Origin of the sequence: Aeromonas sp. s8, from assembly GCF_040907785.1 — a bacterium.
GTDB lineage: Bacteria > Pseudomonadota > Gammaproteobacteria > Enterobacterales > Aeromonadaceae > Aeromonas > Aeromonas veronii.
On sequence record NZ_JBFOCL010000057.1, the window covers coordinates 71145 to 95716 of the forward strand.

General features: G+C 59.0%; 24 protein-coding genes and 2 riboswitches. Of the genes, 13 read left to right on the forward strand and 11 right to left on the reverse strand.

Translation table 11 applies throughout. From position 1 onward, the window contains the following. Positions 1-94 precede the first annotated feature (94 nt). Both slyD and AB5Y86_RS19710 read right to left on the reverse strand, forming a co-directional pair. Positions 95-766: a peptidylprolyl isomerase gene (gene slyD, locus AB5Y86_RS19705; protein WP_005335286.1), complete on the reverse strand. Its 672-nt coding sequence runs from the start codon at positions 764-766 to the stop codon at positions 95-97. Positions 767-909: 143 nt separating this feature from the next. After that, a complete protein-coding gene (locus AB5Y86_RS19710) occupies positions 910-1113 on the reverse strand; it encodes a YheV family putative zinc ribbon protein (protein WP_005335287.1) in 204 nt (67 codons plus the stop codon). 39 nt (positions 1114-1152) lie between these two features. Here AB5Y86_RS19710 and AB5Y86_RS19715 point away from each other — a divergent pair, with 39 nt between their 5' ends. The 3 genes from AB5Y86_RS19715 (at position 1153) to AB5Y86_RS19725 (ending at position 3918) form a co-directional block, all read left to right on the forward strand. Beyond that, positions 1153-1812, forward strand: a complete 660-nt coding sequence (locus tag AB5Y86_RS19715; protein ID WP_213390553.1) for a hypothetical protein — start codon at positions 1153-1155, stop codon at positions 1810-1812. A 153-nt stretch (positions 1813-1965) separates the two neighbouring features. After that, positions 1966-2865 (forward strand): chemotaxis protein, encoded by a 900-nt coding sequence (locus tag AB5Y86_RS19720; RefSeq protein ID WP_005335289.1) that lies wholly within the window; start codon positions 1966-1968, stop codon positions 2863-2865. Positions 2866-2931: 66 nt separating this feature from the next. Then, positions 2932-3918 (forward strand): hydrolase, encoded by a 987-nt coding sequence (locus AB5Y86_RS19725; protein WP_159158309.1) that lies wholly within the window; start codon positions 2932-2934, stop codon positions 3916-3918. Here the strand turns inward: AB5Y86_RS19725 and AB5Y86_RS19730 are convergent. After that, positions 3897-5048: a membrane-associated sensor domain-containing protein gene (locus AB5Y86_RS19730; protein WP_368193867.1), complete on the reverse strand. Its 1152-nt coding sequence runs from the start codon at positions 5046-5048 to the stop codon at positions 3897-3899. The two genes, AB5Y86_RS19725 and AB5Y86_RS19730, sit on opposite strands and share 22 nt — an antisense overlap. Before the next feature lie 97 nt (positions 5049-5145). Between AB5Y86_RS19730 and AB5Y86_RS19735 the strand changes: the two genes are divergently transcribed. From AB5Y86_RS19735 to AB5Y86_RS19745, 3 genes are read left to right on the forward strand one after another with little or no spacing between them, the layout of a single operon-like run. After that, positions 5146-5370, forward strand: a complete 225-nt coding sequence (locus tag AB5Y86_RS19735) for a YheU family protein (protein ID WP_005335298.1) — start codon at positions 5146-5148, stop codon at positions 5368-5370. Between the two features lie 52 nt (positions 5371-5422). Next, the gene (locus AB5Y86_RS19740; protein ID WP_005335299.1) at positions 5423-6292 is read left to right on the forward strand and encodes a phosphoribulokinase; all 870 of its coding nucleotides are present in this window, start codon (positions 5423-5425) and stop codon (positions 6290-6292) included. A gap of 16 nt (positions 6293-6308) precedes the next feature. Beyond that, a complete protein-coding gene (locus tag AB5Y86_RS19745) occupies positions 6309-6842 on the forward strand; it encodes a DUF4136 domain-containing protein (RefSeq protein ID WP_368193868.1) in 534 nt (177 codons plus the stop codon). 141 nt (positions 6843-6983) lie between these two features. Here the strand turns inward: AB5Y86_RS19745 and AB5Y86_RS19750 are convergent, their stop codons facing one another. Further along, positions 6984-7280, reverse strand: coding sequence for an MliC family protein (locus tag AB5Y86_RS19750; protein WP_368193870.1), 297 nt, complete (start codon positions 7278-7280; stop codon positions 6984-6986). 93 nt (positions 7281-7373) lie between these two features. Then, positions 7374-7778 carry an OsmC family protein gene (locus AB5Y86_RS19755; RefSeq protein WP_368193938.1) on the reverse strand — a complete coding sequence of 135 codons (405 nt, stop codon included), beginning with the start codon at positions 7776-7778 and terminating at the stop codon, positions 7374-7376. Between the two features lie 300 nt (positions 7779-8078). Between AB5Y86_RS19755 and crp the strand changes: the two genes are divergently transcribed. The 4 genes from crp (at position 8079) to AB5Y86_RS19775 (ending at position 11897) form a co-directional block, all read left to right on the forward strand. Then, positions 8079-8717: a cAMP-activated global transcriptional regulator CRP gene (gene crp, locus AB5Y86_RS19760; protein ID WP_005335304.1), complete on the forward strand. Its 639-nt coding sequence runs from the start codon at positions 8079-8081 to the stop codon at positions 8715-8717. A 125-nt stretch (positions 8718-8842) separates the two neighbouring features. Continuing rightward, a complete protein-coding gene (locus tag AB5Y86_RS19765; protein ID WP_158111354.1) occupies positions 8843-9643 on the forward strand; it encodes a putative RNA methyltransferase in 801 nt (266 codons plus the stop codon). Positions 9644-9980: 337 nt separating this feature from the next. Further along, positions 9981-11087, forward strand: a complete 1107-nt coding sequence (locus tag AB5Y86_RS19770; protein WP_043820833.1) for a porin — start codon at positions 9981-9983, stop codon at positions 11085-11087. A gap of 174 nt (positions 11088-11261) precedes the next feature. Then, complete coding sequence (locus tag AB5Y86_RS19775) at positions 11262-11897, forward strand: murein L,D-transpeptidase catalytic domain family protein (protein WP_100645221.1); 636 nt, start codon at positions 11262-11264, stop codon at positions 11895-11897. A gap of 77 nt (positions 11898-11974) precedes the next feature. On the opposite strand, the gene AB5Y86_RS19780 is transcribed toward AB5Y86_RS19775, so the two are convergent. Further along, positions 11975-12406: a universal stress protein gene (locus AB5Y86_RS19780; RefSeq protein WP_368193871.1), complete on the reverse strand. Its 432-nt coding sequence runs from the start codon at positions 12404-12406 to the stop codon at positions 11975-11977. Positions 12407-12829: 423 nt separating this feature from the next. On the opposite strand from AB5Y86_RS19780, the gene AB5Y86_RS19785 reads away from it, so the two are divergent. Further along, positions 12830-13984, forward strand: a complete 1155-nt coding sequence (locus AB5Y86_RS19785; RefSeq protein WP_139436754.1) for a 3-phenylpropionate MFS transporter — start codon at positions 12830-12832, stop codon at positions 13982-13984. Between the two features lie 76 nt (positions 13985-14060). Here the strand turns inward: AB5Y86_RS19785 and AB5Y86_RS19790 are convergent, their stop codons facing one another. Genes AB5Y86_RS19790 through AB5Y86_RS19800 form a run of 3 tightly spaced genes read right to left on the reverse strand, consistent with a single transcriptional unit; the run spans position 14061 to position 16051 of the window. Next, a complete protein-coding gene (locus tag AB5Y86_RS19790; RefSeq protein ID WP_368193872.1) occupies positions 14061-15278 on the reverse strand; it encodes a hypothetical protein in 1218 nt (405 codons plus the stop codon). 7 nt (positions 15279-15285) lie between these two features. After that, positions 15286-15495, reverse strand: coding sequence for a helix-turn-helix transcriptional regulator (locus tag AB5Y86_RS19795; RefSeq protein ID WP_005335250.1), 210 nt, complete (start codon positions 15493-15495; stop codon positions 15286-15288). A 7-nt stretch (positions 15496-15502) separates the two neighbouring features. Beyond that, entirely contained in the window at positions 15503-16051 is a 549-nt protein-coding gene (locus AB5Y86_RS19800) for a DUF2975 domain-containing protein (RefSeq protein WP_368193873.1), read from the reverse strand. Positions 16052-16266: 215 nt separating this feature from the next. On the opposite strand from AB5Y86_RS19800, the gene AB5Y86_RS19805 reads away from it, so the two are divergent. Then, positions 16267-19722 (forward strand): NahK/ErcS family hybrid sensor histidine kinase/response regulator, encoded by a 3456-nt coding sequence (locus AB5Y86_RS19805; RefSeq protein ID WP_368193874.1) that lies wholly within the window; start codon positions 16267-16269, stop codon positions 19720-19722. A 234-nt stretch (positions 19723-19956) separates the two neighbouring features. Next, positions 19957-20044: riboswitch (cyclic di-GMP riboswitch) on the forward strand. 102 nt (positions 20045-20146) lie between these two features. Further along, the gene (locus AB5Y86_RS19810; RefSeq protein WP_368193875.1) at positions 20147-22741 is read left to right on the forward strand and encodes a glycosyl hydrolase family 18 protein; all 2595 of its coding nucleotides are present in this window, start codon (positions 20147-20149) and stop codon (positions 22739-22741) included. A gap of 130 nt (positions 22742-22871) precedes the next feature. Here AB5Y86_RS19810 and AB5Y86_RS19815 read toward each other — a convergent pair whose 3' ends face one another. Together AB5Y86_RS19815 and AB5Y86_RS19820 are read right to left on the reverse strand one after the other, a co-directional pair. Beyond that, positions 22872-23540, reverse strand: coding sequence for a diguanylate cyclase (locus AB5Y86_RS19815; RefSeq protein WP_368193876.1), 669 nt, complete (start codon positions 23538-23540; stop codon positions 22872-22874). Beyond that, the gene (locus AB5Y86_RS19820; RefSeq protein ID WP_368193877.1) at positions 23434-24054 is read right to left on the reverse strand and encodes a hypothetical protein; all 621 of its coding nucleotides are present in this window, start codon (positions 24052-24054) and stop codon (positions 23434-23436) included. Before AB5Y86_RS19820 ends, AB5Y86_RS19815 begins: the two co-directional genes overlap by 107 nt. A 372-nt stretch (positions 24055-24426) precedes the next feature. Further along, positions 24427-24514, forward strand: a riboswitch (cyclic di-GMP riboswitch). Positions 24515-24572 lie beyond the last annotated feature (58 nt).

The following is a 24572-nucleotide window of genomic DNA, read 5'->3' on the forward strand; positions in this document are numbered from 1 at the left end:
AGGGCAAAAAGCTAAAGAAGAGGGAGGCGCAGTGCCTCCCTCTTCTTATTTGATGCCCGCTTGATGCGGTTTTTTATCATCGGCATGGCCGTGATCAGTGGTGATGGCCCTTGCCACCACAACCGCCGCCACCGCAGCAGCCGCCGTGACCATGGTCATCACCGTGGTCATGGCCATGATCGTGACCGTGGCCAGCACCGCCGCAGCAACCGCCCTGGCCATGCTCCTCATCGTGGTCGTGACCATGACCGCCACAGCAGCCGCCGTGATCGTGGTCATGACCGTGATCGTGACCGCAACCACCGGCACCGTGAACGTGGCCGTGAGCCAGCTCTTCGGCAGTGGCAGCACGCACGTCCTTGATCTCGACCTTGAAGCCCAGAGTCACGCCAGCCAGCGGATGGTTGCCATCTACCTTGACGAACTCTTCAGACACTTCAACCACGGTCACCGGACGGTGGCCATCGTCGGTTTCAGCCACAAAAGTATCCCCTTCGGAGACTTCCATGCCGTCGAACAGCTCGCCCGGTACTTCTTGTACCAGTGTCTCGTCATATTCGCCGTAGGCCTGGCTAGGTGCCAGAGTCACTTCGAAGGCTTCACCTACCGCGCGACCTTCCAGCTCGGCTTCCAGGCCTGAGACCAGGTAACGGGTGCCGTGCAGATAGACCAGCGGCTCTTTGCCGACAGTGCTGTCGATGACTTCACCGTGCTCGTCGGTGACTGTGTATTCCAGCGTAACCACGCTCAGAGGAGCTACTTTCATGTCAGGATCCTGCGGATAGAAAAAAACGGGCTCAGAATACCCTAAAAAGCGGGCCGCGCATATGCCGTGCGGCGCCACTGAGTGACGAAAAAAACGGCAACAGCGTCAGCGAGGAGACCCGCATTCCACCCGCCGTTCCCTTATCAGGGGCGAAACACCCCGATCACCTCTTCCGCCTCGCGAGTCTGCTTGTCGACCTCGGCAGGCGTTTGTACCTGGGTATCGCCACAGGCGACACAGGTCACCTTCTCGACTCCATGCTCCAGATACAGCATCATGTTGTCCAACTTGCCGCACGCCGGGCAGACAGCACCGGCAATGAAGCGTTTTTTACGTCTGGTTTCCATATTTGTTACCTCCAGGCAGCATCATATCAGGGTTTTTACATGCATCACGCCATCGAGTATCACCATTTTTCCTGCCAGGGCCTGCACGCCGGCAACCGCAAACGAACTCCGGTCGGGCAGCTGTTGCGGATCACCCGGGGCGCTGCGCTGCTGAGACTGGGCCAACATGAGCTGTTGCTGCCGGCCGGCAGCAGCTTCTGGCTCTGCGCCGATGCCCTCGCTGCCTTCAGCCCCCTCAGCGGTTGCGAGTACGATCAGCTGAGCGTCTCTTTGCGCGTGGCTCAGCCGCAGCAGGCTGGCTGGCTGCAGGCCACGCCTCTGCTCGATGCCCTGCTCGACTCGCTTGCCCGGTGGCAACGTCCAAAAGAGTGGCAAGGGGCCTACGGTCAGCGACTGCAGGTGATCCTGGATGAGCTGCAACAGTGTGCCATCAGCCAGCAGGGTCACGGTGAGCTGCAAGCCTGCTGGCAAGCGCTGGCCAATGGCCAGCCTGAGTCTCTGCAACTGTGGGCACAACAAGCCGATGCGCCGGTGGAAGGGAGTGAATTGCAACAACAGTGGCAACTGCTGCAGGCGCTCAGATTGCTCAAGGGCGGCAGCAAACCCGCGCAGGTGGCCAGCAAGCTGGGTTATGCCGATGAGACCGCATTGCAAGCTGCCTGCCAGCAGTGGGGCGTTGGCGAAGATGGTGATCAATAACCGGACGCCGATGTGAGTGCGCCAACGAAATTGGCTGAATGAGTCCAGTTTTTTGCCAGATGGTCGTTAACAAGGAAGGGCCATTCCCCCCGTAATCCTTTATGCTAGAGGCCTGAAGTGACTGCCAACGTTTCGACCAACAGGACATCTGCCATGACGAGCAAAGCCAATCAATCCCAGGGCATGTTGCTGTTTCACCTTTCAGCCAAACAATCCTTTGCCATCGGTACCCTCAAGGTGAAGGAGATAGTGCCCTACACCCAGCTGACGGCAATGCCCCACTCGCACCCGACCGTGTTAGGGGCTGCCAATATGCGCGGCTCCACCATTCCGGTGATCGACATGGCGATGGCGGTGGGCTATCGCCCCATCAGCAAGGAGGAGATGCCCCACTGCTTCATCATCATTACCGACTGCCGCCGCACCCTGGTGGGCTTTCTGGTACGGGGCATCGACAAGATCACCGAGTGCAACTGGCGCGATATCGAATCGCCACCCGCCTCCCTCGGCCACAATGTGTTCGTAACCGGTGTGACCCGGGTCAATGACCAGCTGATCCAGCTGCTGGATGTGGAGCTGATCCTCTCCCGGGTCTATCCGGATGATCCGAGCCACCTCTATCCGGTGCTAACCGATGTGCAGCGGGAACGGATCAAGCCGATGCGGATCCTGCTGGTTGATGACTCTTCGGTCGCCCGCCGTCAGCTGATGGCCGCCCTCGACTACATCAATATCCCCTATGAAGTCTGCACCAATGGCAAGGATGCACTGACCCTGATGCAAACGCGGGCGAGCCAGAAGACCCCGATCGACATTCTGGTGAGCGATATCGAGATGCCGGGGCTTGATGGCTACGAGCTGGCCTTCGAGGTACAGAGCGACAGCAAACTGGCGGGGGCCTACATCATCCTGCACACCTCCCTCTCCAGCGAGATCAGTGTGGAGCGAGCCCATCAGGTGGGTGCTCATGAGGCGCTGACCAAGTTCGAGGCCAATGAGCTGATCCAGGCCATGCTGCGCGGTGCCGAACATCACGATCGCCTGCTGAAATAAGCCAATGACTGGCGGGAGGAACACGCCTCCCGTCCTCCTTATCTTCGACCCAGACCGACTGACCCCATGCTGACCGAGAGCCACTTCCACGCCCCCTGGTGGGCACGCAATCCTCATCTGCAGACCATATTGCCCAAATGGCTGCGCCGCCCCCCTGCCCGTTTTGTGGCGGAGCGGTTTGAACTGCAGGATGGGGACTTTGTCGACCTCGCCTGGAGCGGGGAAGTCAGCCTTGATGAACGGCCGCTGATAGTGGTGTTTCACGGGCTGGAGGGAAGCATTCACTCCCACTACGCCAAGGGATTGTTCGCCCACCTGCAGCAAGAGGGCAGAGAGGCCGTGCTGATGCACTTTCGCGGTTGCAGTGGCGAGCCCAATCGCCACCTGCAGGCCTATCACTCCGGCGCCATCGGTGATGCGCAGGAGCTGATTGCCGAGCTGAGCCAGCGCTTCCCGGGCAAACCGCTGATCGCCATCGGCTTTTCACTGGGTGGCAATATGCTGGTCAATCTGCTGGCGCGGGGCTGTCCTGCGGCATTGAAAGCGGCGGTGGTGGTCTCGGCCCCGCTGCAACTGGCGAGCTGCGCCGAGCGGGTCAATCAGGGCTTCTCGAAGGTCTATCAGAACTATCTGCTACGCACCATGCGCCGCAACCTGCTCAACAAGATCAGCCAGCAGCAGAAAGCGAGTGAACGCTGGCAACCTCGACAAGTGGAGCAGATTGCCACCCTGCGCGATTTTGACGAGCTGGTTACCGCGCCGTTGCACGGCTTTCACAGCGCCAACCACTACTACCAGAGCTGCTCGGGACTACCGCTGCTGGCTCAGATCCCCATCCCTACCCTTATCCTGCACGCCGCCGACGATCCCTTTATGTCACGCGCGGTCATTCCCCGGCCAGAGCAACTCTCGCCCACGGTGCGCTATGAGTTGAGCCAGCGTGGCGGCCATGTCGGCTTTCTGCACGGCACGCCCTGGCGGCCACGGTTTTGGCTGGATGAACGGATCAGTCGCTGGATTGCCGAACATAGTCACTCTGCAACACAGAACTGATTGCGTCCCGACTCCTTGGCCCGATAGAGCGCCTGATCGGCCCGCTCCAGCAACTGGCTCGCCCCTTCGCCGGACACATTGCTGGCAATCCCCTGACTCACCGTCACCCAGGGGGCAACATCGGACGCCAGATGCTCCAGCCGCAGGATGGCCAAGCCATCTTGCAGCCGCTGCGCCACGCTGGCCGCCGCCTGACGGTCGGTATTGGGCAGCAGCAGCACAAACTCCTCCCCGCCATAGCGGGCCACCAGATCAGATGGTGTGCGTACCGCACGGTTGAGCGCTTGTGCCACCTCCTTGAGGCACATATCCCCTACCTGATGGCCATAGTGGTCGTTGAAGCGCTTGAAATAGTCCACATCGATCAGGATGAGCGATAGCGGAGCGCCGCTCTCCTGGCTATGGGCCAACGCGCGATCCAGCTCGATATTGAAATGCCGCCGGTTGGCGACACCGGTCAGAGGATCTTGCTTGGCGAGCAGATCAAGTTGGCGCAGCAGCATCAGATTTTCATGCTCTCGCATGATCGCCAGCTCAAACCAGCGGTGCAGCATGCGACGGCCGACCTCCAGCGCAATCACGCCAAACAACACGCCGAGCAGGTAAATCTGGAGAAAATCGACGCGTAAAAAGAGTTCCAACCCCACACCCACCGTCATCGGGCCCAAGAGATAGCCATACAACACCTTGCGATCGGGATAAAACGCGATGAGCGCGGCCAGCAGGTTGAGCCGCATGATCCCGTTGGCATAGCTGACTCCTCCCCGCAGCTCCACCTGACCAATCGTGTAGATGTGCAGCGTCCAGAGTCCGCCCCATAGCACCATCACCAGTGCAGCCATCCGTAACCAGAGACGGTCCTGCAGATGGTCACAAAAGAGGCTAACAACAGGTAGCAGCAATAGCACCACCATGACCAGGGCCAGCTCACTCTGAAAGCGCCAGGGCAAGCTGTCATCACTGGCGAGCCCGACCTGGCTGTAAACCTCATAGCGTATCGAAAGAAACAACACCACCAGCCAGTTCAATAACCAGAACCACACCATGCCTCGGGCAATCGCCTCTCGACGTGCGCTGTCCAGATGCTCAGTCAGGGTTAACGGCGCGCTGCGCTGCGCTTCAGACAACATCTCTCAGACTCCGGTGAAAAGGTAAAAAGTGATTGCATTCGCGGGATTCAACACAACAATAGCCTGACGATCACCTCTTTTGCTGTGAGACCTTTAAATGATCATTCCCTGGCAAGAACTGGACGGCGACACCCTGACCAACCTGATCGAACACTTTGTGTTGCAGGAGGGAACAGAATATGGAGAACAGGATGTACCACTTGGCGTCAAAGTCGATGCAGTGAGAGAACAATTACAGCAAGGCAAAGCTGTCATCGTCTATAGCGAGCTGCACGAATCGGTGAATATCGTGATGAAAGACCGCTTCATCGAGCAGTCTTGACCCAACCGCAATCCGGACCTTATAACGGAATTCCCAAGGAAGAGAGAATCCCATGTCGGCCAAGCACCCCATTATTGCTGTTACCGGTTCGTCCGGTGCCGGCACCTCCACCTCCACCAACGCCTTTCGCTCCATGTTCCATCAACTGGGATATACCGCGGCTGTGGTGGAAGGTGACAGTTTTCACCGCTACACCCGACCGGAAATGGATGTAGCGATCCGCAAGGCGCGCGAACAGGGGCGTCATATCAGCTATTTTGGCCCTGAGGCCAATGACTTCGGGCTGCTGGAGAGCTTTTTCCAGGGCTATGGGCAGGATGGCAATGGCCAGTATCGCCGCTACCTGCACAGCTTTGACGAGGCGGTGCCCTTCAACCAGATGCCCGGCACCTTCACCCCCTGGCAGCATCTGCCCAGCAATACCGATCTGCTGTTTTATGAAGGGCTGCACGGCGGTGTGGTCACCGAGGATCACAATGTGGCGCGCCACGTGGATTTTCTGATAGGCGTAGTGCCCATCGTCAACCTGGAGTGGATCCAGAAGCTGATCCGGGATACCTCGGAGCGAGGGCATTCCCGCGAGGCAGTGACCGACTCCATCGTTCGCTCCATGGATGACTACATCAACTTCATCACCCCGCAGTTCTCGCGCACCCATATCAACTTCCAGCGAGTACCGACGGTGGATACCTCCAACCCCTTCAGCGCCAAGGTGATCCCGAGTCTGGACGAGAGTATGCTGGTGATCCGGTTTCGCGGTATCAAGCAGGTGGATTTCCCCTACCTGCTGTCGATGATCGATGGCTCATTCATGTCGCGGATGAACACCATAGTGGTGCCGGGTGGCAAGATGGGCTTTGCGATGGAGCTGATCCTGCGCCCGCTCATCCAGCAATTGATCGAAACCGGCAAAATAACCTGATTCAAAGGAGTTCACGATGCGGCTTGCTTATCTCTCTGTGGCACTGCTCGCCCTGCTTGGCGGTTGCAGCAGCGGGCCGGCGGCCCCCACGCTGGAGTCCGGCACCATGCTGGTTCGCCCGATGGGCAACTGGACCTATGGTGCAACCCCGCGCTACGCCCTGGCCGAACAGTATCAATTTGCCGGTGAGTTGGCGGAAGGGTGGCTGGAGCCGATGCAGCAGGCGGTAAGCCGGGAGCTCAATGGCAAGGGGTGGCAGAGTGCACCGCTTGACGAGGCGGATCTGTGGGTCGCCATCGGCGTCGCGGGCGGCAAGGATATGAGTGACGGCGAGATTTTCGCCCGTCTTGGCATGACGCCCGGGGTATATGCCTCGGCCAACCAGCGCAAAGGGTCGCTGGCCATCGTGCTGCTCGATCGCAAAACCCAGAAAGCTGTCTGGAGCAGCATCATCCAGCTGACCAGCGACGTGAGCATTGCAGACAACCAGCGTCAGGCGCTTAGCCAGCAGCTCGCGACCGAGCTGCTCAATCGCGTCCCCACCAACTAGCGCTTGTTTAGTGATAAGGGATGGATATAAAAACGGCTTGCCTCCCGGCAAGCCGTTTTTTGTGGTCTCAACCTCTTGACCCAATCCGGCCTAGGCCAGACTCGGGCACAAAGCCGCACACCTTCAGCTATCTGTGGTCACTTATTTAAGCGTACAGGTCAGCAGTGTGACCCCTTTCTGGGTGAGAAGAGCTTGTTTCTCCTGATTCCAGAAGGTGGTCAGGCCGTCAGAATATTTGGCGCCAGACTCTGACTCCACACGCGCCAGCTTGTGGTAAACCCCGGCATAGGGGAACTGCACCATCTCAGCCTGGGCATCATAGGTAACGGCCAGCATCTCTTCACCACACTGGTATTGGCTGTATTGATACTGGGTAGGTTGCGGGCTGCTGCACGCCGCCAGGCCCAAAAGGGGAAGCAGAGCGATCAATTTTTTCATTGCACTTTCCTTATGTAATGGCTTTATGTCATGGCCTTGTGCAGTGGCCTTACGTAACGGCCTTATGCCAGGGTACCAGCGAAACAATCGTTATCAAGCTTCAACAATTTGATAACTATGGGTAATTTGTACCGCTTTTTCCAACATCAGGGAAACAGAACAGTATTTCTCCATCGACAGATCCACCGCTCTGGCCACCTGTTTCTCTGCCAATCCCTTGCCCTTCACCACGAAGTGCAGATTAATCTTCTCGAAAACCCGGGGCACGCTATCGACCCGTTCGCCACTGACATCGACATGGCATGCTGTCACCGACTGGCGCGCTTTTTCGAGGATGGAAACCACATCAATGGAGCTGCAGCCACCGACCGCCAGCAGGATCATCTCCATCGGGCTGGCCCCCTCACCGGGGTTGGCACCATCCAGGATCACCTTGTGACCAGATTCACTCTCACCCACAAACTTCATCCCTTCCACCCAGCTGACCTTGGCTTTCATCTCGCACTCTCTCCTGTTAATCATGATGATGGATCCCTAGCATAACCCAGTCGCTTATCTCTGCCGAACAGGGGGAGTTGGGATGGAAATAGATCAAAATCAACATCTCCGACCTCTATCTTCCCTAGAATGGCCGAAGCGGCGCAGCAGGCATTACTCAAAGGGCTCTGTCAAAAGCCCGCAAAGCCTTGTCAGCACAGGCAAAGGCTCTTATCCTACTGCGACCAATACAAGGAATGGCAAGATTGGCAGCTTGCCCGGACGCACAAGTCCATAAAAAGACACTACAGAGGAATTCTCATGGTCATTGGCAAACCGCAAAGCGATCCCACCCTGGAATGGTTCTTGTCGCACTGCCACATTCATAAGTATCCCGCCAAGAGCACCCTGATCCATGCGGGTGAAAAAGCGGAGACCCTCTACTACATCGTCAAGGGCACTGTGGCCGTCTTGATCAAGGACGATGAGGGCAAAGAGATGATCCTCTCCTATCTGAACCAGGGTGATTTCCTGGGCGAGATGGGGATGTTCGAGGAGAACGAGAACCCCGAGCGCTCCGCCTGGGTTCGAGCGAAAGGCTCTTGCGAAGTGGCAGAGATCTCCTACAAGAAGTTCCGCCAGCTGATCCAAGTCAACCCGGACATTCTGATGCGTCTCTCTGGCCAGATGGCCAAGCGCCTGCAACACACCAGCCAGAAAGTGGGTAACCTCGCCTTCCTGGATGTGACCGGCCGGATCGCCCAGACCCTGCTCAACCTGGCCAAACAGCCGGATGCCATGACCCACCCGGATGGCATGCAGATCAAGATCACCCGTCAGGAGATCGGCCAGATCGTCGGCTGCTCTCGTGAAACCGTGGGCCGCATCCTGAAGATGCTGGAAGAGCAGGAGCTCATCTCTGCTCACGGCAAGACCATTGTGGTATTTGGCACTCGCTGATGACCCGTCCGCAGGCCTGACTGAGGCCTTGGGATAAAAAAGGCTGCTACGGCAGCCTTTTTTGATCCTCTCCCCTATAATCCCGAACGCCCTTCACTGTTCCGGCATTCGCCCAGAGAGTTACTATGCACCTTCAATGTCCCCGCTGCCGCAGTCCGCTCCATCTTCATGAAGCCTCCCAAGGGCGCTATTGCGACAACAAGCATCACTTCGATCCGGCACCGGAAGGTTATCTGGATCTCATCCCCGGCAAGAAAAACCCCAAAGACAGCGACAGCCGCGCCCTGATGCGCGCCAAGCACCATTTCCTGGAAGCCGGCCACCAACTGCCGCTGGTCGAGGCCATGGCCAGCCTGCTCGCTCCGCTGGCCCCACAAGAGCTGATCCATCTTGGGTGCGGTGAAGGCTACTACTGCCGCGCGCTGGCAGAGCGCCTGCCCGGCTGGCAGTTTGCTGGGGTTGATATCGCCAAGAACACCATCTTTGCCGCCAAAAAAGCGCAGCCGGACGGCCAGTTTGTCATTGCCGATCCCGCTCGCGCGCCGCTGCAACCGGGCTCTGCTCAGGTGCTGCTGGTCAACGATCTCAAGGTCAAGACCGAGCAGCTGGTCAGCTGGCTGGCGCCCGGTGGCTATCTGCTCTATCTGCAGCCCGGCCCCCGTCATCAGTGGCAACTGCGGGTCAGCCTCAATCCGGTGAGCATGGAACACCCTCTCAGCTGGCCAACCCTCGGCGGCCTCAATCCGGTGACTCAACAACGCTGCCAGTTCAGCCTCACCATGGATCAGGCCATGCGCAGCTTTATTCTGGAGACCAGCCGTCTTGGCTGGCGGGCAACCGGTGAGCAGCGTCACGCTTTCGCTCAACAGGGCCCGAATGAACTGGAACAGGATCTGCTGCTGACCCTGTGGCAAAAGCCCATCTGATCACTGGGGGGAGCCTTGCAAGTCTCCCCACGTTTTTTCCCCGCCCCCATTCTCCCCTACGTGATCTAGCTCACAACTTGAGCCATCGACCTTGTTGCTCAGAACAGCCTTGATGTCAAAAAAGTCACTAGAAAATAATTCATTGAATTTAATCTCTTTTTATCTTGTCAAAAACCGTCACACCCAGTCTTGATAACGACCTCGTCACCTCAATTAAACAACGATGGATTCAGGCCCAGTCAAGGTTGGGACGCCTACCGTGTGGCTATCGGACCATTTCCGATTTCACAGAACCGACAACAAGTTCGGAAGTGTTTACATCAGAGGAATAACGCATATGAAGAAGTCTGCACTGACTATTGCCATCTCCAGCCTGCTGCTGGCGAGCGGCGCCCATGCTGCTACCGTTTACAACCAGAACGATACCAAGCTGGAAATCGGCGGCCGTGCACAAGGTGCTTACTACGGTACTGACGACAACGGTTCCGAAGGTGACCAGAGCTACTTCCGTCTGCACGTTGCTGGCGAGACCAAGATTGCTCCCGAGATGAAGGCGTTCGGCTTTGCCGAGTACAACCTGCCGACTTCCGGTTCTGACAACGACGAGCTGCGTTATGCCTATGCCGGCATCAAGCACGACCGTTTCGGCGCATTCAGCTATGGTCGTCAGGATGGCCTCTTCACCAAGGCCGTCAACAACTATACCGACGTCCTGCCTGAGTGGGGCGGTGACGGCTTGGGCAAAGATACCGAAGTATTCGGCACCGGCCGTACCAACGGTCTGGCCCAGTACATCTACACCTATCAGGGTCTGACCCTGGGTGCCCAGTTCACCGGTAACAACGATCCGCAAAACGCCGGTCGCAGTGCAATCACTGAATCTTTCAACGGCAACACCTATAACGGCGAAAGCTGGAATAGCAAAGGTTCTGCTGAAGGCTTCGCAGTATCTGCCAACTACGATTTCGATATGGGCCTGAGCCTGGGTGCTGCCTATAACCAGGCTGGCAAGACTGACGAGCAAGCTCGCTACGCCGCCTTCGGTGGCGACAAGGATGCCAAGCTGATGGGCTTCGGCGCCAAATATGCAACTGGCGACCTCTACTTGGCTGCAACCTACTCCCACGGTGAAGACCACCTGTTCGTCAACAACGGCTACGCCGAGAAGATGGATGGCTACGAAGCCGTTGCCCAGTACACCATCGGCAAGTTCAAGCCTTCTCTGGCCTACCTGCGCACTGACGTGAAAGACTCCGCTCGCGGTATCGATGATACCTACACCGAGTACGTATCTATCGGTGCCTGGTACAACTTCACCGAGAACTTCAACGCCTATGTTGATTACAAGCTGAACCTGCTGGACTCCGTAGATGGCAAGTCCACCAACTCTCTGGGCAAGAACACCGACGACGTAGTCGCGGTTGCCCTGCAGTACAACTTCTAAGTAATTGGAAGTCAGTTATACCCTGTGATACCAATGTCTACTGTTTGAATGACTTCCGGCCGCTCTGCGGCCGGTTTTTTTATTGCGCCTTTTCAGCACCTTGCATATAACTATCGAGCGGATTGATGACAATATCCGCGCCGTTGACAGGGAGTGACAAGGAGATATTCACGGATGAGACAAGCGCGCGGGAACATAGACTGGCAACGCGGGTGGCTGTTGTTGCCACTGCTGTTGATATCGCTTATCTGGAGCAGCACGGCAGATGCCAGCTGGGATCAGAGCCTCTATCGTCAACTGGGTCTGGCCGGCAAGCTGGATAAACAGACCTTTCGTCAGGCTCTCAACAGTTATCAAACCGTGCGCCACAAACGCAAACCCATTCTCACTATCATCGATTACAGCAAGCCATCCACCCAGCGCAGACTGTTTGTCATCGATATGAAGCGCCAAAAGCTGCTCTATCACACCTGGGTCAGCCATGGCCGGAACTCAGGTGAACTGGATGCTGAACGCTTCTCTAACCAGCTCAACTCCCGCCAAAGTTCTCTTGGCGTCTATCGCACGGCGGAAACCTATCAGGGCAAGCATGGCTATTCGCTGCGACTCGATGGCTTGTCACCGGGTAAAAACTGCAATGCCCGCAAGCGTGCCATCGTGGTACACGGCGCCGCCTATGCCAGCCCGACCCATCTGCGCAAATATGACAAACTGGGCCGCAGCTGGGGTTGCCCCGCCCTGCCCAAGGAGCAGGCCAGAGCCATCATAGATACCATCAAGGGGGGGAGTGTCATCTACGCCCACGGCTAGCGGGCACAACACCAGAAAACGCAAGGCCAGCAATCGCTGGCCTTGTTTGTTACGCTTTTCACACTAAACGTGGCGCGTTATTGGCGCACCACCAGTACCGGACAGGGTGCATGACGCACCACAGACTCGGCGACACTGCCTACCAACAGATGGCTGATACCGGAGCGGCCGTGGCTGCCCATCACGATCAGCTCAACCTCATTCTCCTTGGCCTGAATGACGATCTCATCGGCTGCGCGACCAAAGCGAATATCAAAGGTGGCTGGGATCGGCAGGGTGGCAACCAGCTCTTTGAGCTGGGTTCTGGCCTGACGCTCCATCTCGTGAGTGATCTCGATGGCCGTCATATGCAGGATCTTGTAGCTGTCGAAACCGTGCAGTTGATCAACCACGTGGATCAGCTTGAGTTGGGCCTGATGGCTCTGTGCCATGAAAACGGCATAGTCGAGTACCGCGCGAGACATTTGGGAAAAATCGACTGGACAGAGCAGAGTCTTGATCGATGGCATAATGCAGTCTCCTCTACTGATTGGGGTGCTATTGAATCTTTACTCGATCATAACGATCCGACCGCAAATAACCCTCGACCCTGTCGCAAAATGGAGATGCGAGATGTTTTCTCCGCCCGCCGCGATCAATGCATGGTATAAATCAGGTGATACGTGCTCTCCTCACCCCTGCGAGGATAATGCTGACCATGCTGCGCATCGGTCTGACCTGACTATATTCATTCAGCAAAAAAGAAACCCGCCATGGGCGGGTGGAAGGATTGCAACACTAACCAGGAAGAGGTGTTACCAAGTAGACCCCACCTCTTCGGTAATAGTTCAATTTTATTGAAGTTTTTTCGTTTTCTTCGCGGGGTTTCCATCGGGATCTGTGGGGGCGGATGGGTTATCATTCTGCTCCCGTCATCCGGTTGCAGAGGATCTATGCCCGCGTTTTCCTGGTTAGCGCTCTTTTTCGGCGCCTTCTATTTTGTCTACGGTGCTTACTTGCCGTTCTGGTCGCTCTGGCTGGAGGGGGTGGGCGTCAGCGCCGAGATGATTGGTCTTCTGCTGGGGGCGGGGATGGCGATCCGCTTTGCCGGCAACCTGATGGTGATGGGGCAGATCAAAGGGGCGGGCCATCTGCTGCCGGTTACCCGATTGCTCTCCCTGCTCAGTCTGCTGGCGTTTCTCGGCTTCTATCTCAGTCATAACCTCTGGTGGCTGGTGGGCTTGACCCTGCTGGCGAACTTTATCTATCCGACCCTGATGCCGGTGGGGGAGGCGCTGGCGACCCGCATGGTGGTGCAGGCGCACCTCGATTACGGCAAGGTGCGGCTGTGCGGTTCGTTTGCCTTTATTGTCGCCTCTACCCTGGTGGGGGCGCTGGTGGGCAACTTCGGTAGTGACTGGATTTTGCACACCATGGTGGCGGGGCTGGCGCTGATGCTGCTGCTCAGCTGGCTGCCGCTCTATCCGGCGCCACAGGATAGTCAGGGCGAGCGGGCCAAGGCGTCCTTGCTGGCGACTCTGCGCAGCGCACCGGTGCGCCGTTTCCTATTGCTGACGGCGTTGCTGCAGGGGAGCCACGCCGCCTATTACGGTTTCAGCGCCATCTACTGGAAGGCGCAAGGATATAGCGGCACCATCATCGGCTATCTCTGGGCGCTCGGGGTGGTGGCGGAGATCTGTATGTTTGCCGCCGACAAGCGTTTCTTGCAGCGCTTTGGCGCCCAGAGTCTCTTTATCGCAGGTGCCATCGGTTGTGTTGTGCGCTGGGTATTGCTGGGTGCCTCGACCGAGTTGTGGGTGCTGGTGCTGGGGCAGCTGCTCCACTCGGTGACGTTTGGCATGAGTCATCTGGGGGCGGTGCGTTTTATGACTCGCCAGCTGCCCGCCGAGCAGTTGATCCCGACCCAGGCGCTCTATGCGGCCCTTGGCCTCGGCATGACGGTGGCGGCCCTGATGGCACTTTGCGGCGTGCTGTTCGAGCCTCTCGGCGGCGGCATCTTCTTCCTGATGGTGCTGGTGGTCTTGCCGGTGTTCTTCCTGCGGCTGCGCCCCTTTGCGCCGTCTGCGCAGGAGAGGGCTCCGGCCTGATATTTGTCTATTTGAATCATCACCTAACAAAAGGGAGAGCCACGGCTCTCCCTTTTTCGTTGCTGCAGTTTGCGCGTTACTGCTGTTCGCCCAGATAGAGGCGGCTGAGGCGGCGCCAGGTATCCGAGCCGATGGTGCCAGCAAGCAGTTCATTGGATGCAGCATCAAAGCGGCCATCCGGCAGCCAGCCCAATTGGGGCAGTAGTTGGGCCAGCGTCACGTCATTGTGCTGCAGCTCCCGCTCCAGCACTTCCCAGAAGGCGCTCCCCTTAACGTAAAAGAGCGGGTAGTAGGAGCGCTCGCCCGCCAGCACCTCGCGAGCTGCCCGATAGAGGCCGCTCTCGCTATGGGGCAGCTGTTTTCCCCGCTCGGCCAGCTCGTTGACCGCCGTGACCTGATGCAGCCGAAAGCGGCGCAGCGCCTTGATGGCGAGGTACTCGGCGAGGCTTTCGTTGACCCAGGTGGGTTGTGGAGCCGCGCGGCGAGCGCTGAGGATATGCACCGCCTCGTGGGCCGAGGTGCGCAGCAGGCGCAAGGGGGCCTGTGGCGTCGGCTTGCCAGCCTCGGTGGGGTAGTTGGCGACAAACACCTGATCTCCGGCGGCGCCGCCGAGGGAGCGGGTCGCCACATCCCGCCCCAGCCACACCAGTTGCCATGGATGAGTGGGCGGATCCACATCGAGCTGGAAGGCCAGATAGTCGATGATCTCATTCAGTTGCTGCTGCAAGGCCGGCAGATCGAGCTGGTTGGCGGTCTCGTCATGGCTCAGCACCAGCCGCGGATCCGGCTTGGTGACGGGCACAGTGTCCATACCAAACGGCAGGATCAACGGCGGCTGGTTGACATCCGACAGCGGTTGGCAGCTGCCATCCGGCAGACAGACCTCCCCTAGGTGGTTCCCCATCTGGCGCACAAAGTTACCCCATTCGGTCAATAGCCACTGGTTGGGAGCGAACAGCAGCGACTGTTGGGCCGAGGCATCAGCACCCACTGTCGGAGCCGGTGTGAGCGTGATTTGCCAGCCGATCTCCTTGCAGGAGAAGGGCTGGTTGAGGGCAACCGGCTGGTTGTTTGCAAGGCAGACCAGCGTGGGGGAAACCGGCGTGGCACTGCCCGGCAACTGACGAGCGGGGAGCAGGGTAAAGGGAGGCTTGCCCTGCATGGTGAGGCGCACTTGCAGCACATTGGCGCTGGCGCCCTGCTCGATAAGGTAGCGGGGGCCGTCCGCGTCATTGCCAGCGCAGGCCCACAGCGGCAGCAGCCACAGGGCAAACAGGGTGATATGACGACTCATAAGAGGGTTAGCGCTCCTGCTCGTAGCCCAGCAGATCGCCGGGCTGGCATTTGAGTTCACGGCAGATGGCCTCCAGAGTGGAGAAGCGCACCGCCTTGGCGTGGCCATTCTTGAGGATCGAGAGGTTGGCCTCGGTGATGTCGATGCGCTGGGCCAGCTCGCGGGCGGTCATTTTGCGCTCGGCCAGCAGGGCATCGAGGCGGATGATAATGGGCATACGTTCCTCACACCGTCAGTTGCTGTTCATCGGCCAACAGTTTGGCCTCGCGCATGACCAGCGCCAGCGCCAGTACGATCAGTCCCGCCAGCAGTACCCGAAAATCTGAGGTACTAAGCGCTATGGTACCGAGTACTTCCGGACCTCTCATGGTGAGCACCGTATCCAGCAAGGGGGTCAGGGTCAACTCGACCAGGAAGGTTGCACAGAGCAGCACTCCGATCTGCCGATAGCGGCGGATCTGCTCGAAGGTGAAGAGCAGACCGGCGCGGTAGCCACGAAACAGCTGACGCAGTTGCCAGAGCATCATCATAAAGACCAGATCCGGCAACAGCTGCACCAGGGTGCCGAGCAGCCGGGTGGAGAAGTTAAGGGGATAGTCGGCAGGATGGATGCCGGGGCGGCTCAAGATGGTGTTGAGCTTCTCCTGCAGAAAATCGGCGCCACCGAAGGGGGTCCACACCTCGAGCAAGGTGATCAAAGGGGTCGCCAGCAGTGCCAGCAGTAGCAGCCATTCGATCAGCATGCTCGAGCGTTCGAGTTTGTTGGAGATCATCTCATTCCTCACTGTGATGGTTTTATCTGAAAGGTAAAGTTTATCGTTTATCAATATTCACATCGGCAATGTTTATTGTTTTACGATATACAGTCAAGATAAAACTTATTGAAAAACGATAATTTCAATCTGTCCGAAGGGGATGACTTTTGGCTGCTGCCTCTCTAGACTGGCGAGGCTGTATACAAAAACTCAACATGGACAAGGAGTTATCGATGCACCAGGGATGGCTGCTGATCGGATTGTCGCTCACCTATCTGGGGCTGCTGTTTCTGATCGCCTTCGTGGCAGACAAGCACAAACGGCACCGTCTCAAGGGGCAACCGCTGCTCTACAGCCTGTCGCTGGCGGTCTACTGCACCTCCTGGACCTTCTTCGGCACCGTGGGGCAGGCGAGTGAATCCCCCTGGTCGCCGGTGCCCATCTACCTTGGCCCCATGCTGGTCTTTCTGTTTGGCTGGCGGCTGCTGGCCCGCCTTATTCTGGTGGCCAAGCGCGAGCACATCACCTCCATCGCCGACTTTATCGCCGCCCGTTACGGCAAATCCCAGCGGCTCGCCATGGTGATCGCCCTCATCGCCATCATGGGGATCCTCCCCTATCTGGTATTGCAGCTCAAAGCCATCGTCACCGGGCTGGATCTGCTGATGGTCAACAGTGGCGGCATCAGCCCGACCAGCAATACCAGCGAGCTGGCGCTCGGGGTCACCCTGCTGCTGGCGCTGTTCAGCATCCTGTTCGGCACCCGCCATCTCGATGCCACCGAGCACCACAGGGGGATGGTGGTGGCCATCGCTTTCGAGTCGGTGGTCAAATTGCTGGCCTTTATCGCGGTGGGGGGCTTCGCCCTCTGGCTGATCCTGAGCAAACCGGGCGAAGCTCACGAGCAGGTGACCCGCGACTTCTTTGCGCAGGTGGTGGCGGTGAGCCCCGGCAACCTGCTGGAGCTTGCCATCTACACGGTGCTGGCGATGTGCGCTGTTATCTGCCTGCCGCGCCAGTTTCATGTGACTGTGGTGGAGAACAATCAGGGACAGGACCTGCACTGGGCGCGCTGGATCTTCCCGCTCTACCTGTTCGTGATGGGGCTCTTTATCTGGCCGCTGGCCCTGGCGGGCAAGCAGTGGGTGGGTGTCGATATGGCCTCCGACACCTATGTGATCAGCCTGCCGATGGCACTCGGGTTCGATGGCATGGCGATGCTGGCGTTTCTCGGCGGCACCTCGGCGGCCACCGGCATGGTGATCGTCTGCACCATCGCACTGGCGATAATGGTGAGCAACGATCTGGTGCTGCCGGTGCTGCTGCGGCGCTTCTGGCGGCAGGGGCGCGACGAGCGGCTGGTACGGCTGCTGTTGCAGGTGCGCCGTGGCGCCATCCTGCTGATCTTGCTGGCGGCCTGGGGGCTCTACCTCTGGCTCGGCGATCTCACCAGCTTGTCGCGCATCGGTTACCTCTCCTTTGGCGCGGTGGCCCAGTTTGCACCAGCCCTGCTGCTCGGCCTCTACTGGCGTCACGGCAATCGCAAGGGGGTCTATCTTGGGTTGAGCCTCGGGGTTAGCCTCTGGTTCGTGACCCTGCTGGTGGAGAGCGGGCTGCTGGCCGGTTCACCGCTGGCCGAGCTGCTGGCGCCGCCGGACTGGCCCGCGTTTCGCGAGCTGAGTCTCGGGGCCTGGTGCATCTTCCTGAGCCTGCTCTTCAACCTGCTCGGCTATGTGGCAGGCTCGCTGCTGTCGCGCCCTGCGGTGAGCGAGCGGCTGCAGGCGGCCAACTTTGTCGGCAAGCCGAGCCGCGATACCGCCGCCCTCTATCAGGCGCGGGTCTCGGTCAAGGAGCTGGAGATGCTGGCGGCCCGTTTTGTCGGCTCAAGCCGGGTCAAGCGTGCCTTTGGTCGCTTCGCCGGAGAGCGGGGCGGCACCCTTGCGCCCCAGATGCAGGCTTCGGCCGAGCTGATTGCCCACACCGAGCGGCTGCTGGCGGGGGTGTTTGGTACCTCGTCGGCGCGGTTGGTGCTCGCCTCGGCCCTGCAGGGGCGCAACATGCAGCTCGAGGAGATCGCCACCATAGTCGATGAGGCCTCCGACGTGTTTCGCTTCAACCGAGGCTTGTTGCAGGGGGCGATCGAGCATATCGGGCAGGGGATCTCGGTGGTGGACAGGGAGCTTCGGCTGGTCGCCTGGAACCGCCGCTACATCGAGCTGTTCCACTATCCGCCGGGGCTTATTCAGGCAGGGCGCCCCATTGAAGAGATCATCCGCTACAACGCCCAGCAGGGGCTCTGTGGCCCCGGCGATATCGAGGATCACGTGGCACGGCGGGTCGCCTTTATGAAGCGGGGTAGCGCCCATATCTCGGCGCGGGAGCGCCCGGATGGGCGGGTGATCGAGATGCAGGGCAACCCCATGCCCGCCGGTGGTTTCGTCATGACCTTTACCGACATCACCCCGTTTCGCGATGCGGAGCGGGTGCTGCGCGAAGCGAACGAACATCTGGAGGCTCGGGTGGCCGAGCGCACCCGCGAGCTCTCCGAACTCAACCGCCAACTATTGCTGGTGAACCAGCAGGTTGAGCGGGCCAATCAATCCAAGAGCCGTTTTCTGGCGGCGGTCAGCCACGATCTGACCCAGCCCCTCAATGCCGCCAAGCTGTTTACCTCCTCTCTGCTGGAGATGTTGCCCGATGCTGGCGAGCAGGCCCGCATTGCCCGCCATATCGATGATGCGCTGGGGGCGACCGAGGATCTCATCACCGATCTGCTCGATATCTCGCGGCTCGAAGCGGGCAAGTTCAAGGCCAAGAAGCTCGACTTTGCCCTGCGCGATCTGCTCGACAACCTCAAGGCGGAGTTTGGCGTGCTGGCCCAGGCGGGGGGGATCCACTTCTCGGTGGTGGAGAGCAAGCATGCGGTACACAGCGATGTGCGGCTGCTGCGCCGGGTGCTGCAAAACTTCCTCACCAATGCGTTTCGCTACAACCCGGGCGGCAGGGTGCTGCTTGGTTGCCGCCGGATGGGGGAGAAGATCCGCATCGAGGTGTGGGATAACGGCCCCGGCATCCCGCAAGACAAGCAGGAGGCTATTTTTGACGAGTTCTCCCGTCTCGATCACTCCCGTACCGCCAAGGAGCAGGGGCTGGGTCTGGGGCTTGCCATCGCCCGCGGCATCTCGCAGGTGCTCGGTCATCAGCTCACATTGCAGAGCTGGCCGGGCAAGGGGTCGGTCTTTGCGGTGACCCTCAATCTGGCGACCCGGCCGGTCACGGCCCATCAGCTGGCGGCGCCGGTGGTGCGTGACAGCCAGCTGGAAGGTGTAGCCGTGCTCTGTATCGACAACGAGCGGGACATTCTGACCGCCATGAGCACACTGCTCGGCCGTTGGGGCTGCGAGGTGCGCTGCGCCGTCGATCTGGCCGAAGCCGAGGAGCTGGTAGCAGAGGGGTTTGTGCCGAGACTGGTGCTCTCTGACTACCACCTCGACGATGGCAAGACCGGGTTGGAGGCGCTCGCTGCCCTGCAACGAGTGTGTGGCGACGAGCTGGGGGGCATCATCATCAGTGCCGATCGCAAGAGCGAGTTGCAGGCGCAGATCCGCGAGCGGGGGTATGGCTACATCAGCAAACCGGTCAAACCGCTCAAACTGCGGGCCCTGATGAACAGCCTGCTGCTGCGCTAGCCGCAGCCGGGGCGGCTAGCCGTGAACCTGCTCACAAAACCGCGCAATGATCCCGTGGACCCTGGTCATGGATGAATGCCGAAAACAGAGATTTATTGGCGAAGATATCTTCATCTTCCTGCGTAATGGCTGCCAGTTAGTGCATTGACTTGCCACTGTCGGTGAACGCCGACAGTGGCAGACCGGATTGGCTCACTCTATAGTCGGGATGCGATTTTTTGCATCGCAAATGAAGTAACCGAAGGGCAAACCGATCGCAAGATCGGGACGCAAAGCTTCCGGTCCAGGGATGAGCCGTACTTGAGATAGCGGGGCCACCACAGGTTGTTGTGCACCTTTGCCAAGAGGCCGCACTGCCGTCTGCGTTACCTGTCAGGGCGTAGCCCTTTTCGTTGCCAACATAACGAAATAGGGAAATATAAAAATGCTAAGTCCAAAGCCTACCATGCTGGCCCTTGCGGTCGGTCTGTGCTGCGCCTCGTCCGCTTATGCTGCGGCGCCCGGCAAGCCCACCATCGGATGGGGCCCCACCAAGTTTTCCATCGTTGAAGTCGATCAGGCGGCCACTGCCTACAACAATCTGGTCAAGGTAAAGGATGCCGCCGATGTGGAGGTGAACTGGAACCTCTGGAGCGGCGATCTGGGCCAGAGAGCCAAGGTACTGCTCAATGGTCAGGAGGTGTGGTCCGGCCCCTCGGCCGCAGCGGGCAGCGCCAAATTCAAGGTGAAGAAAGGGGGGCGCTACCAGATGCAGGTGGCGCTGTGCAACGCCGATGGCTGTACCCTCTCTGATGCCAAGGAGATCGTGGTTGCCGATACCGACGGCAGCCATCTGGCGCCACTCAAGGCGCCGCTGCAGGAGAACAACAAGCCCTACGCCAACAAGTCCGGCAAGGTGGTGGGGACTTATTATGTGGAGTGGGGGGTCTATGGTCGCAAGTTTACGGTGGACAAGATCCCGGCCCAGAACCTGACCCATATCCTCTATGGTTTCACCCCCATCTGCGGCGGGGATGGCCTCAACGACAGCCTCAAGGAGATCGAAGGGAGCTTCCAGGCGCTGCAACGGGCGTGTGCCGGCCGGGCGGACTTCAAGGTGGCGATGCACGATCCCTGGGCCGCCATCCAGATGCCGCAAGGCAACCTCACTGCCCATGACGAGCCCTACAAGGGCAACTTTGGCGCCCTGATGGCGCTCAAGCAGGCCTATCCGAACCTCAAGATCCTCCCCTCGGTCGGCGGCTGGACCCTCTCCGACCCCTTCTACTTCCTCGGTGACAAAACCAAGCGCGATGTGTTTGTCGGCTCGGTGAAAGAGTTCCTGCAGACCTGGAAGTTCTTCGATGGTGTGGATATCGACTGGGAGTACCCGGGCGGACAGGGCGCCAACCCGAAACTGGGCAGCCCGAGCGATGGGGCCACTTATGTGGCCCTGATGAAGGAGCTGCGTGCCATGCTCGACGAGCTGGAGGCCGAGACCGGTCGCCAGTATGAGCTCACCTCGGCCATCGGGGCGGGGGGCGACAAGATCCAGGATGTGGACTACAAGGCGGCCCAGCCCTACATGGATCACATCTTCATGATGACCTACGACTACAACGGCGCATGGAGCAACACCGAGCTGGGTCACCAGACCAACCTCTATGCGGCAAGCTGGGATCCCGCAACCAAGTACACCACCGACAAGGCGGTGAATCAGCTGCTGGCGCAGGGGGTTGAACCGGGCAAGCTGGTGGTCGGGGCCGCCATGTATGGCCGTGGCTGGACCGGGGTGAGCGGTTATCAGGGCAACAACCCCTTCACCGGCAAGGCGACCGGCAAGGTGAAAGGCACCTGGGAGGATGGGGTGGTGGATTACCGCGACATCGTCAACAACCGGATGGGGGCTGGCTGGGAGAAGGGCTATGACGAAGTGGCCGAGGCGCCCTATCTGTTCAAGGCGGCGACCGGCGATCTCATCACCTATGACAACGATCGCTCGGTCAAGGCCAAGGGGCAGTATGTGCTGGCCAACCAGCTCGGTGGCCTCTTCTCCTGGGAGATCGACGCCGACAACGGCGACATCCTCAACGCCATGCACGAGGGGCTGGGCCACGGCGAGGGAACGACTCCACCAGCCAACAAGCCGCCGCTGGCCAACGCGGGCAGTGACCTCAAGGTGACCGGTCCGACCGAGGTGACGCTGGATGGTTCGGCCTCCCACGATCCGGAAAATAGCGCTCTCAGTTATAGCTGGAAGCAGATCTCCGGGCCGCAGGTTGTCCTGCTTGATGCCACTCAGGCCAAGGCCCGTGTTGTACTCGATGCGGTGACTGCCGACATCAATCTGGTGTTCGAGCTGACAGTGACCGATGACCAGCAGTTGAGTGCCAAGGATCTGGTGGTGGTGACCAACAAGGCGCCGCAGGCCAATCTGGCGCCGGTGGTGAGTGTAGCTGCAACGGCCTCTGTGGAGGCGGGCAAGCAGGTGACCATCAAGGCGACCGCCTCTGATCCGAATGGTGATCCGTTGACCTATCAGTGGAGCGTGCCGGCAGGCATCACCGCAACGGGTCAGAACAGCGCCACTCTGGTGGTCACCGGCCCGAGCGTAACCAGCGACACCGGCTATGACCTGAGCGTCACCGTCTCCGACGGCGGGCTGGATGCCAGCGCGGCAACCCGTCTGACGGTCAAACCGGCCAGCAGCGGCGGTGGTTGCACGGCGACCGATCCGGATGCGGTCAATTGGCCAGTCTGGAAAGCGGCCAGCACCTATAACAGCGGCGACAAGGTGAGCCACAATCAGCTGGTGTGGCAGGCCAAGTACTGGACCCAGGGCAACGAGCCTAGCCGCACCGCGGATCAGTGGTTGCTGGTGAGCAAGGTGCAACTGGGTTGGGATGCCAATGTGGCCTACAACGGTGGCGAGCTCACCACCCATAACGGCCGTCAGTGGAAGGCGCAGTACTGGACCAAGGGCAATGAGCCCGGCAAACACGACGTCTGGCAGGATATGGGAGCCGCCAGTTGTAAATAAGCATTGAATGGTGGCGGGGCATGCCAGTCATGCCCCGTTTTTTCTCCCCGCTTCGCCACATTCTGGCGGGTCTGCCAACCGGTTTCCCCACCCAGCTTCTCTTTTGTGCCTGCAAAGCAGCCCTTCCGAACTAGTGATTAATGCTCTCCCCGATAGCTGGCATCGGTGCCGCACGCTGCTCTTTGTGGTGCCGCTTGTGTTGATACATGTCGGCATCGGCTCTGGCAAACGCGGCGGCAAAGTCGCCGCGATAGGGGGCCATCCCCATGCTGCACGAGATAGTGGGGGAGGCGTTGGCCAGCATGGCCGTCAGCCTGGCCATCGCCTGTTGCAGTTCGGTCGGTGTCAGAGTGGTGAGCAGCACAAACTCATCCCCGCCGAAGCGGGCGGCAATCACCCCCTGACCAAAATGCTGGCGTATGCCGTCTGCGATAAGGCGCAGGGCCTGATCACCGGCCAAATGGCCACTGCTGTCATTGAGCTGTTTGAGATTATCCATGTCGATCAGCAGCAGGGTGCCTTCCGGCTGTGCTTGCAGAGCGAGTTCGAATTGCTGGCGATTGGCGAGCCCGGTCAGCTGGTCGGTATTGGCCAGCTGATAGATGCGGCGGGACTGCTGATAGATGGTGATGGCGTGGCGAATATCCCGCGCCAGGATCGCCATCAGGTGGCTGTCGTAGCGGGTAAAGGCATTACGTTTGCTGCTGTCCATATTGATCATGCCGTAGAGCTGACCATCGATATGGATCGGGGTCGCCAGCGTGGCCTGGATGGGCAGGTCGGTGCAGTTGACCAGCAAGCAGCTCTCTGTCCTGTTCGGACAGGGGCATGGTGGCATTTATCTTCGACAGGTCGTTGATCAGCAGTGTTTTGTTGCAGCGCCCCTGAGTCAGCTTGTACTGAAAGGTGTGCTCCAGCGGCAGATTGATTCGCCGCAGTTTCACCAGATCCATGCCGATGGCTGCTTCATACCTCAACATGCCTGTGCCCGGCAGCAGCTTGATCAGGCAGCCCATCTCGGCCCCCGGGATCAACATCACGGCTCGTCTGAGCAGATCCTCCAGAAAGGCCTCTTCGGTCTGGTATTGCGCCGAGTTGCGGGCCAGTTCGGCGGTGGTTTCGTTGATCTTGAGCGCCTCACTCAGATGCTGCCACTGGCGGTGCAGATGGTAGCGGTAGTGGCGATAGAGCCAGAAGGTGCAGACAAGGTAGCTCTGGACTAGCAAGGTGCTGGCAAGCGGCGCCCTTTGCCAGCCATTGAGGCTGTTGATAAGCCAGATCATCCCGGCCAGTGGCAAGGCATAAATCGTCAAACGAACAAATTTGTCGTATCTGGATAACCGGGTGCGTGAGGGCAATTCGCTGGGCATGAAGACACCTGCTGGCCATGCAAAGCGACGATTATAAATTCATTAGTTGCGATACAGATGGGTCTTTTGTCGCATATTGTTCTTACTCATTGATTTTTCTCAATTTGGTGTGATGCAGATCAAAAAAATGGTGTGAGGTATCTGGTTGGAGGTGATGAGATTAGGTCTGCATATCCGGCTGTTTTTTAAACATTAATTCCTTGAAAGTGGGTAATTGTCAGGGTTGGTAACTGGTGGGCTGGCAATGGTCCGATTTGCTTACTTATCAGAATTACCCTACAGTCAATCAGCGATTATTTATCGCCAGAAATAACGTTGTGACAAGGGCAAACCGATTGAAAAGTCGGGACGCAAAGCTTCCGGTCTAAGGGTCAAGACGACCTAGGATAGCGGGGCCACCACAGTAGAATGCAGGCTGCCTTTGCCAAGGGGTGGCCGTTTTTGTGTCACCTGTCGTGTTG